Genomic DNA, 14,872 nt, shown 5'->3' with positions numbered 1-14,872 from the left:
AGTTGGCGACCGGGGCATTATACGGCGCGCATGCGACAGAACCAGAGGCAGTGCCAGCCCTGCATATGGATATCAAAGAGCACTGGCAAAACCCAAGCGGTCAGTTAACATGCCTGTTTCATCTCTGAAACAAGGCCGTACCGTGTTCCCTGGCACGCCACCTTACCCTCGCCTGTTGTTGCTGACTGCCCTCTTGGGCGGCCCGGCCCTGGCCGATGATTTGTTCCTCGATAACCAGGACCTGCCCCAGGTTCTGACCGCGACACGCCTGAAACAATCCCCGGCGGCAGTGCCTGGCAGCATGACGGTGCTCGACAGCGAACTGATCCGCGCCAGCGGCGCACGCGACATCCCTGAGCTGATGCGCCTGGTGCCCGGCATGATGGTGGGCTACGTCGCCGGCAACCAGCCGACCGTCAACTACCATGGCAGCAACGTCAACGACGCCCGGCGCATGCAGGTGCTGATCGATGGCCGCTCGGTATACCGCGCCGGCCTTGCCACGGTGGACTGGAGCGACATCCCGCTGGCCATCGAGGACATCGACCGGATCGAGGTGTTCCGCGGCCCCAATACCGTGAGCTATGGCGCCAACGCCTTGATGGCGGTGGTCAACATCCTCACCCGCAACCCCGCCGACAGCCATGGCACCCGGGTTAAAGTCACCCGCGGCCAGGACGGCATCAATGACTACTACGCCAGCCAGGGCTTTGGCTGGGAAGGCGGCGACATGCGCCTGTCGCTGTCCGGCATGCAGGACGATGGCTTCGACGAGGACCAGTTCGGCAACGACTACCGCGACAGCCGTCGCCTCAACCGCTTCAACCTCAGCGCCAGCCACAACCTGGCGGTGAACCAGACCCTGGAATGGCAACTGGCGGCCAAGGAAGGGAGCAATCAACGGCCGTATACGTATCAGCCGGTGTTTCGAGCAGCGCCTCCGGGCGACAACGCAGACGTGAACGCCAAGGATTATGCAGGGTCCGTACGCTGGAACATCGATTTCAATCCCGAGCACAGCTTCTACGTCCAGACGTCGGCACAGCACTTCGAGCGCGAGCAGGTCTGGCTCGCTTGCGATGCAGCACTGGCCTTCAGCCCCGAAATGACCCGCATGTGGCAACTGAACCCTAACTTCACCGAACAAGTCGCACGCAACATCAACAGCGGCAAACTGCCTACGACCACCGACCCGGTGCTCACCGACTTGCTGGGGAAAGTTCAGGACCAGTGGGCCAAGGGTGCCAATCAGACCGTTTGCGGCGATGTGGACCAAAGTACCCGGGAAACCCGCTTCGACCTCGAAGTCCAGGACACCCTGAGCCTGACCGACAATCTGCGCCTGCTCAGCGGAATGAACTACCGTTATGATCGCGCCGACTCACAGACCTACTTCAACGGCAGCCTGGACGACCAGACCTGGCGCCTGTTCGGTCAGTTGGAGTGGCGCGCCGACGAGCACTGGATTCTCCAGGGGGGCGCGATGTTCGAGGACTCGCGTCTGTCGGGCAGCTCGCTCACCCCGCGCATGGCGGTCAATTACCTGATCACCCCGCGTCACGGTTTGCGTGCGGTGTACTCCGAGGCGGTGCGCTCGCCGGACATGTTCGAGAACAACGTCAACTGGAGCTACACGGTCAACAACCTGACCCCCAATGTCTACGGGTTGCAGCACGGCGAATACTTCGTCAAGACCCGTGGCCCGGGCGATCTAGAGCAAGAGCGCATGCGCTCGCGGGAGCTGGGCTACAACGGCAATTTCAGCGACATCGATTTGAACATGGATGTGAAGTTGTTCTATGACGAGATCACCGGAATGATCAGCGAGCCGTTGCGCAACAACCAGTACATTGCCAGCAACGCCAACAAGGCCCGCTTCAGCGGCAGCGAAGCGCAGCTGGACTGGCGCCCTACCCTGCGCGACCGCCTGCGTCTGACCTATGCCTACGTCGACGCCTGGGCCAGTAACCCCAGCGACCGACGCCTGAGCGCCCGCAACAGTGGCTCGGCGGGTTGGATGCGCGAATGGGGCGAGGGTTGGTCCAGCGCCCTGTTCTACTACGGTGACGATGCGCTCAACCAGTACCGCTACGAACGCCTCGACCTGCGCGTGGCCAAGCGTATCCGCTTCCAGGGCACCAGCCTGGAGCTGGCCGCGCTCTGGCAGCAACGGCTGGACGATGAGCCGGTCACCGTGCCGCAGAACCGCTACGACAGCCGCCACCGCCTGAGCGTGAGCGCGGAGCTGGAGTTCTGATGGCCTTGCTGCTGCGCCTGCTGCTGTTCTGCCTGTGGCCCTTGAGCGCGGTGTCGGCCAGCGAAATTCTGTTGGTAGGCGCCAGCGACCAGCCAGGCGTGCGCAGCTTCGTCGCCGCCCTGGAGGCGCGCCGCCCCACCGACCAGGTGCATTTCAAGACTGTCGAGGCCCTGCCCACTCCCGGGCAGTTGAAGGCCGATGTGCGCCTGGTGCTACTCGACAACGCGGCGTTCGAATGGCGCCTGGGCGAGGCCGCCGGCCCTCCAGCGCTGGCCTTGCGCGTCAGTCGGGTACAGGCGGAACAACGCCTGGGAAAGTCGCGTCCCGCCTACCTGTGCCTGTTGTGGAGCGATCCACCGCCTGGTCGGCAGTTGCGACTGGCGCGCTATCTGTTGCCACAGGCGCGACGGATCGGTGTGCTGTACGGCGAACATAGCCGCTTCATGCTTGACGAACTGCGCCTGGCCGCACGCCCGCTGGGTCTTGAGATCGTCGCCCAGGATTGGCCGGACCCGCGCGACAGCCGCCCGCTGCAGCATCTACTGAGCAACAGTGATGTCCTGCTGGGGATCGACGACCCTGACCTGTACAACTCCAAGACCGCCAAGAACGTGCTGCTCAGCAGCTATGGCCGGCAAATGGCGTTGATCGGCCCGAACGCAGGCTTTGTCCGCGCCGGGGCCCTGGCCAGCACCTTCAGCGACCAGGACGACTGGCTCGCGGTGCTCGACCAGTTGCTCGACCGCCCGCCCGCCAGTTGGCCGCGCAGCCATTACCCCGCTCACTATGGGGTCAGTGGCAACCAGCAAGTGGCACGCGCCCTGGGCCTGGAGCCGATCGACCCCAAGGCCGCCGCCGTGGTTCTGGCCGAAGGAGAGCCCACCCCATGAGCAACCGCCTGAGCTGGGACATCCATACCCGCACCCAGATCATCAGCCTGGGCCCCGCCCTGCTGCTGACCTTGCTGCTGATCAGTTTCTTTACCTTCGTGCGTCTGCAGGACCTGCGCCAAGAGCTCAACCACACCGGGCAATTGATCGCCAACCAGTTGGCCCCGGCCTCCGAATACGGCGTGATTTCAGGCAACAACGAGGTGCTCGAAAGCCTCATGCGCGCGACCTTGAGCATTCCGCATGTGCGTTTTCTAGAGGTACAGGACAGCCGCAACCACATTCTGGTGTACGTCGAGCAGAACGGCGAGAGTGTCAACCGGGCCCAGCGTGTGGAAGTGTTCCAGGCGCCGATCCGCCTGCAGCAGATCCGTCTGGACAACGACTTCCTGCAGCAGGGCAACACGCCTACCCCCAGCATCGGCGATGACTATCTGGGGCGGGTGATCGTGGGCATGTCCGACGATGCGTTCAGCCAGCGCCAGCAGGAAATCGTCATCAAGGCCGGCATCCTGGCCCTGTTCGCCTTGCTGTTCACCTTTCTGCTCGCCCGCCGCCTGGCGATGAGCCTGGCCAAGCCGATCAGCGACATGGGCCATGCGGTCAAGGCCATCCAGAAGGGTGAGTTCAAGACCCAGGTGCCGGAAGTCGACGACAGCGAACTGGGGCACCTGGCCCGACACATCAACAACCTGGCCAGCGCGCTGGAAAAAGCCAGCACCGAGCAGAAGCAGGCCATGGCGCAGATGATCCAGGCACGTGAGGAGGCCGAGCAGGCCAACCGGACCAAGTCGGAGTTCCTGGCGATGATGAGCCATGAGCTGCGCACCCCCATGAACGGCGTGCTGGGCATGCTGCAACTGCTCGAAACCACCCCGCTGACCAGCGAACAGGCTGACTACACCGCCGTGGCCAGCGAATCCACCGGGCACCTGCTCAAGGTGATCAACGACATCCTCGATTTCTCGAGGATCGAGCGCACCACGTTGGAACTGGAGCACATCGCTTTCAATCTGGGCGAGCTGATCAGCAGCAGTGTCCAGTCGTTCCAGCACAGCGCCCAGCAGCGTGGGCTGGGCTTGCACCTGCAGCTTCCCCAGGGTATCGACCGGTTGCAGGTCACAGGCGATCCGACGCGGATCCGCCAGATACTCCTGAATCTGATCGGCAATGCCTTGAAGTTCACCGAGCACGGCCAGGTGGAAGTGGAAGCCCGTTGGCGGGCCCTGGACGCTCAGCAGGTGTGGTTCACCTGCGCGGTGCGTGACACCGGCATCGGCATCGACAGCGATCGCCTGGAGATGATGTTCGTGGCCTTCCAGCAGGCCGACAGCTCGATTTCCCGGCGCTATGGCGGTACAGGCCTTGGCCTGGCGATCGCCCGGACTCTCGCCGAACGCATGGGCGGACAGTTGCGCGGCGAAAGCCGCGAGGGCCTGGGCTCTACCTTTACCCTGGAAATGCCCCTGGCCCTGGCCAGCACCACGGCGACCTTGCTTCCGGCCCAGGATGCCGAAGGCCAAGGGGCCTGCGAAGGCGGACAGATCCTGTTGGTGGAAGACAATCCGGTCAACCAGAGCGTCATCGAGGCCATGCTGCGCAGCCTGGGCTTCGACGTCGTCACAGCCCTCGATGGCCTTCAGGCGGTCGAGCAGGTGCTCCAGCAACGGTTCGCCGCCGTGCTGATGGACTGCCGCTTGCCGGTGGTGGATGGCTACGAGGCCACCCGGCGTATCCGCCTGCTGCCCCATGGTGCGCAGGTGCCGATCATCGCCCTCACGGCCAACGCCCTGCAGGGTGACCGCGAGCGCTGCCTGGCTGCCGGCATGAACGATTACCTGAGCAAACCGTTCAAACGTACAGAATTGCAGCAGGTGCTGCAGCGTTGGTTGTCCGGACGGACAGCCGCGACTGGCGATTAACGCCGAAATACGGCAGTCTAGGGAGATGGAAGCCAGAACGCGGCTTGTCCGGTGTCGGTGACGGGTCGCCCAACGACGCAAAGCTGCCGAATTAACCGCCCTGGCCACTAGACAGGACCTGCATAGGCCCTGAAAATAAGCGTTTCAGTGCACACCTGTACTTCTTTGCCAGGTGCGCTGTGACTTTCACCACAACGCAATAGTCTACCTGTAGGCTGCCGTCTCGGACTCAACCACCGGGCCGGCCGGGAAGATTCAGCCCCAGCCGCACGGGGATTATTGAGGAGCTCGCATGACCAAACAAAACGCCTTTACTCGGGAAGATTTGCTGCGCTGCAGTCGCGGTGAGCTGTTCGGCCCAGGTAATGCGCAACTGCCCGCCCCGAACATGCTGATGGTCGATCGCATCACCCATATCAGCGCCGAAGGCGGCAAGTACGGCAAAGGTGAATTGGTCGCCGAGCTGGATATCAATCCGGACCTGTGGTTCTTCGCCTGCCACTTCGAAGGCGACCCCGTCATGCCGGGCTGCCTGGGCCTGGATGCCATGTGGCAGCTGGTCGGCTTCTTCCTCGGCTGGCAGGGTCTGCCAGGCCGTGGCCGTGCCCTGGGCTCGGGCGAAGTGAAATTCTTCGGCCAAGTACTGCCCTCGGCCCAAAAAGTCACCTACAACATTCATATCAAGCGCGTCCTGAAGGGCAAGCTGAACATGGCCATCGCCGATGGCTCGGTCAGCGTCGACGGCCGCGAGATCTACACCGCCGAAGGCCTGCGGGTCGGCGTGTTCACCTCCACTGACAATTTCTAAGGGTTATTCGCATGCGCCGCGTCGTTATCACTGGTCTGGGCATCGTATCGTGCCTGGGCAATGACAAAGCTACCGTCACCGAAAACCTGCGCAACAGCCGTCCGGGTATCCGCTACAACCCGGAATACAAGGAAATGGGGCTGCGTAGCCAGGTTTCCGGTTCCATCGACCTCAACCTCGAAGAGCTGATCGACCGCAAGGTCTATCGCTTCGTCGGCCATGCCGCTGCCTACGCCTACCTGGCGATGCAGGACGCGATCAAGGATGCCGGCCTGACCGAGGAGCAAGTCTCCAACCCGCGTACCGGCCTGGTCGCAGGTTCCGGCGGCGCCTCCACCCTGAACCAGATGGAAGCCCTGGACACCCTGCGCGAGAAAGGCGTCAAGCGCGTCGGCCCATACCGTGTCACCCGCACCATGGGCAGCACCGTATCGGCATGCCTGGCCACCCCGTTCAAGATCAAGGGCATCAACTACTCGATCTCGTCGGCCTGCGCCACCTCCGCTCACTGCATCGGCACCGCCCTGGAGCAGATCCAGTGGGGCAAGCAGGACATCGTCTTCGCCGGCGGCGGTGAAGAAGAGCACTGGAGCCAGTCGTTCCTGTTCGATGCCATGGGCGCTCTGTCGACCAAGCGCAACGAAACCCCAGAGCTGGCCTCGCGCGCCTACGACGCAGACCGTGATGGCTTCGTCATCGCCGGTGGCGGCGGCATGGTCGTGGTCGAGGAGCTGGAACACGCCCTGGCCCGTGGCGCCAAGATCTACGCCGAAATCGTCGGCTACGGCGCAACCTCCGACGGCTACGACATGGTGGCCCCGAGCGGCGAAGGCGCGATCCGCTGCATGCAGCAGGCGCTGTCCACCGTCGACACCCCGATCGACTACCTCAACACCCACGGCACCTCGACTCCGGTCGGTGACGTCGCCGAGATCAAGGGTGTACGTGAAGTGTTCGGCGACAAGGCACCGAAGATCAGCTCGACCAAGAGCCTGTCCGGCCACTCCCTGGGTGCCGCAGGCGTCCACGAAGCGATCTACTGCCTGCTGATGATGGAGAACAACTTCATCGCCGGCTCCGCCAATATCGACGAGCTGGACCCGGAGGTCGCCGACCTGCCGATCCTGCGCCAGACCGAAGAAAACGCCAAGATCGACACGGTCATGAGCAACAGCTTCGGCTTCGGTGGCACCAACGCCACCCTGGTGCTCAAGCGCTGGACTGGCAAGTAATCGCCTGACCTCGCTGCAATGAAAACGCCCCGACTGGTTCGGGGCGTTTTCGTTTGGATTGCAAGCACAGAGGAAGGGCCTTGCCCGCCTACACCGAGAACCTGTGCACCAACGCGTTTAGATCCACCGCCAGTTGGGACAGGGCTTGGCTCGCCGCCGAGGTCTGTTCGGCTCCGGCCGAGGACTGGTGCGCCAGGTCGCGGATGGTGGTCAGGTTGCGATCCACTTCGCGGGCCACCTGGGCCTGCTCTTCCGATGCGCTGGCAATCACCAGGTTACGCTCGTTGATCCGCGCGATAGCCGCCGTGATCCCCTCCAGCGCCTCTCCCGCGGCATGAGCGCCCTCGAGGGTCGAGCGCGCCCGCTGATTGCTCTGCTGCATGCCGTGCACGGCCCGCTCGGTGCCAGCCTGAATGGCAATGATCATCTGCTCGATCTCTCGGGTGGACGTCTGCGTGCGATGGGCCAGCGCCCTCACTTCATCGGCCACCACCGCGAAACCACGTCCGGCCTCTCCCGCCCGCGCTGCCTCGATGGCGGCGTTGAGCGCCAACAGGTTGGTCTGCTCGGCAATGGAGCCAATCACATCCAATACCTTGCTGATGTCCTGCACCTGCTGCGCCAGTTGCCCGACCTCCTCGGCGTTGTCGGCCACGCCCGCCGCCAGGGTCTCGATGGCATGCACGGTCGCCTGCACCTGCTCACGCCCCTGCTGGGCGATGCGGTCGGACTCGCGGGAGGCCTCGGACGTGGCCACGGCATTGCTCGCCACCTCCTCCACCGCAGAGGTCATCTGGTTGACGGCTGTGGCCGCCTGCTCGATTTCCTGGCTCTGTTGCTGCAAGCCGCGGGTAGCGTCCTCGGTGACCGCACTGAGCTGCTCGGATGCCGAGGCCAACTGGTCTGCCGAATCGGAAATTCGCCCAATGGTGTCACGCAGGCTCTGCTGCATGACCTTGAGCGCCGCCTGCAGGCGCGCAGGCTCGTCGTCGCCCTGCACGGTGATCTGCGGCGTCAGGTCGCCCTTGGCGACGGTCTCGGCCACCTGCAACGATTGCCCCAGCGGCCGCACGATACTGCGGGTCAGGAGCAGCGCCAGGACCACGGTCATGGTCACCGCCACCAGCAACAGTACCCACACCCAGACCTTGGCGCCTGCGTAGACCGCCTCGGCAAGGTCCGTGGCCCGATCGGCGTGGTGGATGTTCAACTCGATCAGCTCATTGAGGGTGGCGGTCATCTGGTCAGCGAACTGGTTCATCTCACCGTTGACCAGCGTCGCCGCCGCCTCGGCACGCCCCTCGCCCGCCAGCTGCATCACTTGGCCCTGCAGATCCAGGTATTGGCGTTCCAGGCCCTGGTAGCGATTGAGCAGCGTGTGTTCTTCCGGCAGCACGATCAGCGCCTTGTAGCGCTGCTGCACCTCGTTCAAGCCTGCCTTGAGTTCTTCGATACGCGCACGGTTCTGTTGCTGCGCCGCCGGTGCCGGATCGATCAGCAGGCGCAAGGTCAGGGCGCGGATGCGCAACATGTCCTGGGTCATGCGCCCCACCGAAATGACACTGGGCAGCCAGTTGTCATCCACCTGTTCAGCCTGCTGGCGCATGTGCGTCATCTGCTGGAGGGAAAAGCCCCCGAGCAGGGCAACCAGTAAGGCCATCAGGCCAAAGCCAAGCCCCGCACGCGGGGCGATGTTCAAGCGTCTCAGACTCATGTACAGCTCCCTCTGCCACGTTGTCGTTGTTATAGACGCTATCGGGGAGGAGCCGAATTTGCTTAAGACGAAAAGGCAATATCAAAGTGCCAGAATCTGTCGATGCGCATTATTTTGGTGCACCAGGTAATACCGCCAGGAAGTTCGTGCGCGCCACCCGTGTGGCCACTTCGGCCGGCAACGCGTCGAGGAAGGCATCGAACCCGTGCATCTGCTCGCCAATACCGGAAAAGCGCCCGACCACATCCGAGCCGAGCATGAAGCGCTCAGGGAACCGCTCGACCAGCTTGAGCCATGCCTCGCGCGGCTTACCTTGCTCGTCCAGCAAATAAGGCTCGCGCAGGCTCCAGGAGAGGTCGATGTACAGGTTCGGGTAGTCTTCGAGCAGCCGGGTGAGCACCGGCAGGATGAACGTCATCTGGGTCTGGTGGCGGTGGATTTCCACGCTGGTGCCGGCGTGGGCCCAGATGAAGCGAGTGTGCGGATGGTTGCGCAGTGGCGTTTCGATCTCCGCCAGGTACAACGGGTTGCGCTCGCGCTTGGAGGTGATGTTGGAATGGATGAGCACCGGCAGGTCACGCTCAGCCGCCAGATGGTAGATCCGGGTCATGGCCTCGTTGTTGGCCCTGGGCGTATCGCCACTGGTCAGCGCGGTCAGATCGTCATGGCGGGTGAACACCTCGCCAATGCCCTGCCACAGGCCTGGATACAGCTCAAGCATCCGCTCGATATGACTGACGGCGTTCTTGTCGACCGGATTGAAGCCACTGAGAAACGGATGCAAGCGCCGACGCTGCTCCGGCGGCAGCTGTTGCACCGCAGCCGCCACATAGACATCGGTGGCGCTGTACCAATAGGCGTCGGCGTCATCCCCAGCGTAGTAACGCGGGCGCTTGGGCTCATCCTCATGCCACTTCTTGGCCACGGGAATGCCCGCGATCATGGATTGCTCGACACCAGCCTCGTCCATGGCCTTGAACAGCGCAGACATGCCCTCGCTCTCCTGGAAGAAGTCGACGTAGTGCAGGTGGGCATCGCTGTAACGGTAGTCCCGGGCCTGCGCCGTCAGGCCTATGCCTGCGGACAACAGCAAGCAGGCCAGCGCTCTGGCGATCATGGTGGTCTTCCTCTTCGGCTATGAAAAGAGTAGACCGGCCCCTGTGCAAGGCGGTTCAGCCCGCTTCGCCGAACCGCTATGCTTGAGGCATCCGTTGCCTGCCTGGAGCCTTGTCATGAGTCGCCCTTTGATCATTCACCCGCGCGCCGAATCGGTCGAGGGTCAACCGATCCTGCGCCCACTGCCATCGGCCCAGTGTCGCAGCGTGGGCCCTTTCGTGTTCTTCGATCATATGTTGGACACCCGCTACGCCCCTGGCACCGGCATGGACATTCGCCAACACCCGCATATCGGCCTGTCGACCCTGACCTACTTATTCGAAGGCGAAATCCTGCACAAGGACAGCCTGGGCTCTGAGCAGCACGTGCGCCCCGGCGATGTCAGTTGGATGACCGCAGGCAACGGCGTCGCCCATGTCGAACGCACCCCCGCCGAGGCCTTGCGCAAGGGCTCGCGCCTGCATGGCTTGCAGGTATGGCTGGCTTCACCGCGCGAGCATGAGCAAGCGCAGCCCAGCTACAGCCACCACCCAGCCGATAGCCTGCCGGTCAGCGACAACCTGGGTGTGACCATTCGCATGATCGCCGGCGAGGGTTTTTGCCTGACGTCGCCTGTCCCGGTGCTCTCCCCCACCCTGTACGCCCAGGTGCAGATGCAGGCGGCCACCACCTTGAACGTCCCCCTCGAACATGCCGAGCGCGCCCTCTACCTGCTCGACGGCGAGCTGCTGCTGGGCGAGGACGAGGTAGAGCCATGCAATCTGCTGGTGCTGCCCGAAGGCGAAGAAGTGACGTTGTACGCGCAAAGCGAGTGCCAACTGATGCTGATCGGTGGCGCGCCGCTGGATGGGCCACGGCGGATGAACTGGAACTTCGTGGCCAGCGATCCGGAACTGATCGAACAGGCCCGGGCGCGCTGGGCGGCAGGTGACTGGCCGACGGTGCCTGGGGAAACGTCACGGATCGAGTTGCCACGTTAAGAGAGCCGCCTTGCGGCCGGGATTGAGGTGCTGGAGCATGGCAGCTCGGGGTGCTGGCGGAGCCCGCGATGGGCCGCAGAGCGGCCCTTGCCCAGTCAGCGCTGGAACACTTCGTCCAGCAGGTTGTGCATGGCGCGGAACGCGCGCTCGGAGGTGCGCCGGTCGTATTGCATCTTGCCAGGCACATTGGCCGCAGGGTCGGTGAACGAGTGCACCGCGCCGCCATAGCTGAGCAATTGCCAGTCGACCTTGGCCGCGTCCATCTCCTCTTCGAACGCTGGCAGTTGCTCCTTGGGCACCAGCGGGTCGCAAGCGCCGTGCAGCACCAGCACCGAGCCTTTGATGCGCTTGGCATCGTCCGGGTTCGGCGTATCCAACGTGCCGTGGAACGACACCGCCGCTCTCAGCTCGGCACCGGTACGGGCCAGTTCCAGCGCGCAGCAACCACCGAAGCAGAAGCCAAAGGTCGCCACCTTGCCCGGCTCCAGCAGTGCCTTGGACTGCCCGAGCAATTGAGCCAGCGCTTCTTCCATGCGCTTGCGCAATTCACCCCGGTTGTTTTTCAGCGGCATCATCGCCGCACCCGCCTCGTCGGCATTGGAGGGGCGAACCGATTGTCCGTAAAGGTCGGCGACCAGCACCACATACCCCTGGCTGGCCACCTCCCTGGCAATCCGCTCGGCACCTTCGCCCACGCCCATCCAGTTCGGGGCCATCACCAGGCCTGGCCGGGGCAGCGCGCCCGGCTCGTAGACCAGACGGCTTTCGTAGGCCTTGCCCGCATGGTGATAGACCAACGACTCGACGATTACCTTGCTCATCAAATTCCTCCTTGCACCATGAAAAAAGCCCGCCGAAGCGGGCTTTGTCTTCAACTCAAGCAGACAATTCGACCAACAGCTTGTTCAGGCGACGAACGTAGGCCGCCGGGTCCTTCAGGCTGTCGCCGGCTGCCAGCGCAGCCTGGTCGAACAGAATGTGCGAGAGCTCCGCGAAGCGGTCCTCGCTCTGTTCGTTGTCCAGCTTCTCGATCAGCGGGTGGCTCGGGTTGAATTCGAAGATCGGCTTGGAGTCCGGCACCTTCTGGCCACTGGCTTCGAGGATCTGACGCATCTGCAGGCCCAGGTCCTGCTCGCCGATGGCCAGGATCGCTGGCGAGTCGGTCAGGCGGTGCGACACACGGACTTCGGCGACGCTTTCACCCAGCGCGCTCTTCAGACGCTCGACCAGCCCTTCCTTCTCCTTGGCGACTTCTTCCTGAGCCTTCTTGTCCTCTTCGGAGTCCAGCTTGCCCAGGTCCAGGTCGCCACGGGCGACGTCGACGAAGGCCTTGCCATCGAACTCGTTGAGGTAGCTCATCAGCCACTCGTCGATGCGGTCGGTCAGCAGCAGGACCTCAATGCCTTTCTTGCGGAAGACTTCCAGGTGCGGGCTGTTCTTGACCTGGGCGTAGGACTCGCCGGTCAGGTAGTAGATCTTGTCCTGACCTTCCTTGGCGCGCGCCAGGTAGTCCGCCAGGGCAACGCTCTGCTCGCCGCTTTCGTCAGCGGTCGAGGCAAAGCGCAGCAGACCTGCGATCTTCTCTTTGTTGGCGAAATCTTCGGCCGGGCCTTCTTTCATCACCTGGCCGAAGTTCTTCCAGAAGCCCTTGTACTGCTCGGGCTCGTTCTTCGCCAGCTTCTCCAGCATGTCCAGCACACGCTTGGTCAGGGCCGACTTCATCGAATCGATGATCGGGTCCTTCTGCAGGATCTCGCGGGAGACGTTCAGCGACAGGTCGTTGGAGTCGACCACGCCCTTGATGAAGCGCAGGTACAGCGGCAGGAACGATTCGGCCTGGTCCATGATGAACACGCGCTGCACGTAGAGTTTCAGACCACGTGGCGCTTCGCGCTGGTACAGGTCGAACGGCGCGCGGGCCGGCACGTACAGCAGCGAGCTGTATTCAAGCTTGCCTTCGACCTTGTTGTGGCTCCAGGCCAGCGGGTTCTCGAAGTCATGGCCGATGTGCTTGTAGAACTCCTGGTATTCCTCGTCCTTGATCTCGGTACGCGGACGGGTCCACAGGGCGCTGGCGCGGTTGACGGTTTCCCATTCCTGGGCCGGCTGCTCCTCGCCTTCGACAGCGGCAGATTCCTTGGGCAGTTCGATCGGCAGGGCGATGTGGTCGGAGTACTTCTTGACGATGTTGCGCAGGCGCCAGCCATCGGCGAACTCTTCTTCGCCCTTTTTCAGGTGCAGGACGATACGGGTGCCGCGCTGCGGCTTGTCGAGGGTGGCAACTTCGAACTCGCCCTCGCCTTTGGACGACCAGTGCACACCTTCGGTGGCTGGCAGGCCGGCACGGCGGCTATAGACATCGACCTTGTCGGCGACGATGAACGCCGAATAGAAGCCGACACCGAACTGACCGATCAGGTGCGAGTCCTTCTTCTGGTCACCGGTCAGATTCTTCATGAAATCGGCGGTACCGGACTTGGCGATGGTGCCCAGGTGCGCGATGACGTCTTCGCGGCTCATGCCGATACCGTTGTCCTCGAGGGTCACGGTGCTCGCGTCCTTGTCGAAGCTCACGCGAATCTTGAGCTCAGCGTCGCCTTCGAGCAGCTCAGGCTTGGCCAGGGCCTCGAAACGCAGCTTGTCGGCGGCGTCGGAGGCGTTGGAAATCAGCTCTCGCAAGAAGATTTCCTTGTTCGAATACAAGGAATGGATCATGAGGTGCAGCAGCTGCTTTACCTCGGTCTGGAAGCCCAGGGTTTCTTTTTGAGTTTCCACACTCATGGTCTTCAAAACTCCGATCTGTTGGCAGTGGTCGCCTGGCACCCGCAAAAGGGCTGCAGCGACGGCGGATGTCCAGCAGATGGGGGCTGGCCTGACTATTTCAAGGGCTTTACCGGTTCAATCTTGAAATGAGCACGCGCGGTGGCGATCGGCGAATCGGGGTCGGCCTGCCAGGCGGTGATGGCGACGTTGGTCACCCGACGCCCCTGGCGCCAGAGCTGACAGGAGGCGAACGTATCGCGGTAGTGCCCTGCCCGCAGGTAATCGATGGAGAAATCGATGATCTTAGGGATGCTGGCGCTCTCGCTGTAGATCAGCAAGTAAAGCGCCGCCGAGAGCTCCATGAAGCCTGCGATCACACCGCCATGGATCGCGGGCAACAGGGGGTTGCCAATGTTGTCCTGGCTCGCGGGCAGACGAAACAGCAAGTCATCGCCCCGCCGCTCGCACTCGATGCCGATGAGTCCGGCATAGGGGATCAGCTCCAGCAAGGGTTGGTAATCGCCGACAGCGTGGGCTTCGTTGAGCCGCTGGCGGACGTCATCAGGCATCATGGGCGCTCCTCCTTGAGGCTGTTGCCGAAGCGGATGCCGCCCTTGACGTCCTGGCCCAGGCGCATGAAGGTGCCGACTACATGGCAGATCGGCCGCGACGGGTCGTCCTGATAGGCCGTGCCGCGGGTGAAGATCACGTCGCGCGTCACCCGGTAGCACTGCGCATGACCATAGATGTCCTTGCCCGCCTCGGCGGGGTGCATGTAGTCGATGCGAAGGTCCAGGGTCGGGCACACTTCAAAGCGCGGCAAGGCGCACAAGGTGGCCATGCCACAGGTGGTATCCATCAGCGTGGTCAAGGCGCCGCCGTGCACTGCCCCAGTCTGCGGGTTGCCGACGATGGCCGCAGACCAAGGCAACACCAGTGTCATGCCTTCGGTATCGGCGTGATGTACGCGCATGTGCAATAACTGACAATGCTTCAATGCGCACAGAAAGCGTTCGGCCATGGCCCGCAGGTCTGTATCTGTCATGGGGCAACCTGTTTTTGTGAAGGTATTCACTCTGCACAAATCCCGAGAAAAGTCTATCTGGATCCGCGTTATATATATCTGTACTCTGCGTGGAACTTATTCGACTTACTTCAGCTCGAATGGAACAAGTAAGTTATTCCACCAA

Annotated in this window: 12 protein-coding genes and 1 pseudogene; 6 read left to right on the top strand and 7 right to left on the bottom strand. The window is 62.9% G+C overall.

Features of this window, described 5'->3' with window-relative positions; translation table 11 throughout:
• The first annotated feature begins 109 nt into the window (after window positions 1-109).
• From ACNFCH_RS20690 to fabB, 5 genes are all read left to right on the top strand, one after another.
• Entirely contained in the window at window positions 110-2,257 is a 2,148-nt protein-coding gene (locus tag ACNFCH_RS20690; RefSeq protein WP_337156995.1) for a TonB-dependent receptor, read from the top strand.
• Window positions 2,257-3,147, top strand: coding sequence for an ABC transporter substrate-binding protein (locus ACNFCH_RS20685; RefSeq protein ID WP_337156996.1), 891 nt, complete (start codon window positions 2,257-2,259; stop codon window positions 3,145-3,147). Before ACNFCH_RS20690 ends, ACNFCH_RS20685 begins: the two co-directional genes overlap by 1 nt.
• Window positions 3,144-5,069 (top strand): ATP-binding protein, encoded by a 1,926-nt coding sequence (locus ACNFCH_RS20680; protein ID WP_337156997.1) that lies wholly within the window; start codon window positions 3,144-3,146, stop codon window positions 5,067-5,069. The genes ACNFCH_RS20685 and ACNFCH_RS20680 overlap by 4 nt, the downstream gene beginning before the upstream one ends.
• 292 nt (window positions 5,070-5,361) lie before the next feature.
• Window positions 5,362-5,877 (top strand): 3-hydroxyacyl-[acyl-carrier-protein] dehydratase FabA, encoded by a 516-nt coding sequence (gene fabA / locus ACNFCH_RS20675; protein WP_043211383.1) that lies wholly within the window; start codon window positions 5,362-5,364, stop codon window positions 5,875-5,877.
• Between the two features lie 11 nt (window positions 5,878-5,888).
• The gene (gene fabB, locus ACNFCH_RS20670; RefSeq protein WP_070092875.1) at window positions 5,889-7,109 is read left to right on the top strand and encodes a beta-ketoacyl-ACP synthase I; all 1,221 of its coding nucleotides are present in this window, start codon (window positions 5,889-5,891) and stop codon (window positions 7,107-7,109) included.
• Between the two features lie 88 nt (window positions 7,110-7,197).
• On the opposite strand, the gene ACNFCH_RS20665 is transcribed toward fabB, so the two are convergent.
• From ACNFCH_RS20665 to ACNFCH_RS20655, 3 genes and pseudogenes are all read right to left on the bottom strand, one after another.
• Window positions 7,198-8,226 carry a methyl-accepting chemotaxis protein gene (locus tag ACNFCH_RS20665; RefSeq protein ID WP_416743563.1) on the bottom strand — a complete coding sequence of 343 codons (1,029 nt, stop codon included), beginning with the start codon at window positions 8,224-8,226 and terminating at the stop codon, window positions 7,198-7,200.
• A 54-nt stretch (window positions 8,227-8,280) separates the two neighbouring features.
• Window positions 8,281-8,823: pseudogene (locus ACNFCH_RS20660) on the bottom strand (MCP four helix bundle domain-containing protein); the annotation flags it as partial.
• Between the two features lie 109 nt (window positions 8,824-8,932).
• On the bottom strand, window positions 8,933-9,940 hold the full coding sequence (locus tag ACNFCH_RS20655; protein ID WP_337156999.1) for an amidohydrolase family protein: 1,008 nt from the start codon (window positions 9,938-9,940) through the stop codon (window positions 8,933-8,935).
• Window positions 9,941-10,055: 115 nt separating this feature from the next.
• On the opposite strand from ACNFCH_RS20655, the gene ACNFCH_RS20650 reads away from it, so the two are divergent.
• Entirely contained in the window at window positions 10,056-10,919 is an 864-nt protein-coding gene (locus ACNFCH_RS20650; protein ID WP_416743549.1) for a pirin family protein, read from the top strand.
• Window positions 10,920-11,014: 95 nt separating this feature from the next.
• Here ACNFCH_RS20650 and ACNFCH_RS20645 read toward each other — a convergent pair whose 3' ends face one another.
• The 4 genes from ACNFCH_RS20645 to ACNFCH_RS20630 all read right to left on the bottom strand — a co-directional run bounded on the left by ACNFCH_RS20645 (window position 11,015) and on the right by ACNFCH_RS20630 (window position 14,727).
• On the bottom strand, window positions 11,015-11,740 hold the full coding sequence (locus tag ACNFCH_RS20645; RefSeq protein ID WP_337157001.1) for a dienelactone hydrolase family protein: 726 nt from the start codon (window positions 11,738-11,740) through the stop codon (window positions 11,015-11,017).
• 55 nt (window positions 11,741-11,795) lie between these two features.
• Entirely contained in the window at window positions 11,796-13,700 is a 1,905-nt protein-coding gene (htpG, locus tag ACNFCH_RS20640; protein ID WP_416743547.1) for a molecular chaperone HtpG, read from the bottom strand.
• A 95-nt stretch (window positions 13,701-13,795) separates the two neighbouring features.
• Window positions 13,796-14,254 carry a PaaI family thioesterase gene (locus ACNFCH_RS20635; protein WP_081337463.1) on the bottom strand — a complete coding sequence of 153 codons (459 nt, stop codon included), beginning with the start codon at window positions 14,252-14,254 and terminating at the stop codon, window positions 13,796-13,798.
• Entirely contained in the window at window positions 14,251-14,727 is a 477-nt protein-coding gene (locus ACNFCH_RS20630) for a PaaI family thioesterase (protein ID WP_337157003.1), read from the bottom strand. The genes ACNFCH_RS20635 and ACNFCH_RS20630 overlap by 4 nt, the downstream gene beginning before the upstream one ends.
• Between the last annotated feature and the right edge of the window lie 145 nt (window positions 14,728-14,872).

This window comes from Pseudomonas sp. NY15354 (genome assembly GCF_048068075.1).
Taxonomy (GTDB): Bacteria; Pseudomonadota; Gammaproteobacteria; order Pseudomonadales; family Pseudomonadaceae; genus Aquipseudomonas; species Aquipseudomonas guariconensis_C.
The sequence above is the reverse complement of the archived record's forward strand: the minus strand, read 5'-3'. Positions and strand labels throughout refer to the sequence as shown.

Coding starts and splice junctions, on each gene's coding strand:
- ACNFCH_RS20690 (WP_337156995.1), top strand. CDS start 110: ATGCCTGTTTCATCTCTGAAACAAGGCCGTACCGTGTTCCCTGGCACG.
- ACNFCH_RS20685 (WP_337156996.1), top strand. CDS start 2,257: ATGGCCTTGCTGCTGCGCCTGCTGCTGTTCTGCCTGTGGCCCTTGAGC.
- ACNFCH_RS20680 (WP_337156997.1), top strand. CDS start 3,144: ATGAGCAACCGCCTGAGCTGGGACATCCATACCCGCACCCAGATCATC.
- fabA (WP_043211383.1), top strand. CDS start 5,362: ATGACCAAACAAAACGCCTTTACTCGGGAAGATTTGCTGCGCTGCAGT.
- fabB (WP_070092875.1), top strand. CDS start 5,889: ATGCGCCGCGTCGTTATCACTGGTCTGGGCATCGTATCGTGCCTGGGC.
- ACNFCH_RS20655 (WP_337156999.1), bottom strand. CDS start 9,940: ATGATCGCCAGAGCGCTGGCCTGCTTGCTGTTGTCCGCAGGCATAGGC.
- ACNFCH_RS20650 (WP_416743549.1), top strand. CDS start 10,056: ATGAGTCGCCCTTTGATCATTCACCCGCGCGCCGAATCGGTCGAGGGT.
- ACNFCH_RS20645 (WP_337157001.1), bottom strand. CDS start 11,740: ATGAGCAAGGTAATCGTCGAGTCGTTGGTCTATCACCATGCGGGCAAG.
- htpG (WP_416743547.1), bottom strand. CDS start 13,700: ATGAGTGTGGAAACTCAAAAAGAAACCCTGGGCTTCCAGACCGAGGTA.
- ACNFCH_RS20635 (WP_081337463.1), bottom strand. CDS start 14,254: ATGATGCCTGATGACGTCCGCCAGCGGCTCAACGAAGCCCACGCTGTC.
- ACNFCH_RS20630 (WP_337157003.1), bottom strand. CDS start 14,727: ATGACAGATACAGACCTGCGGGCCATGGCCGAACGCTTTCTGTGCGCA.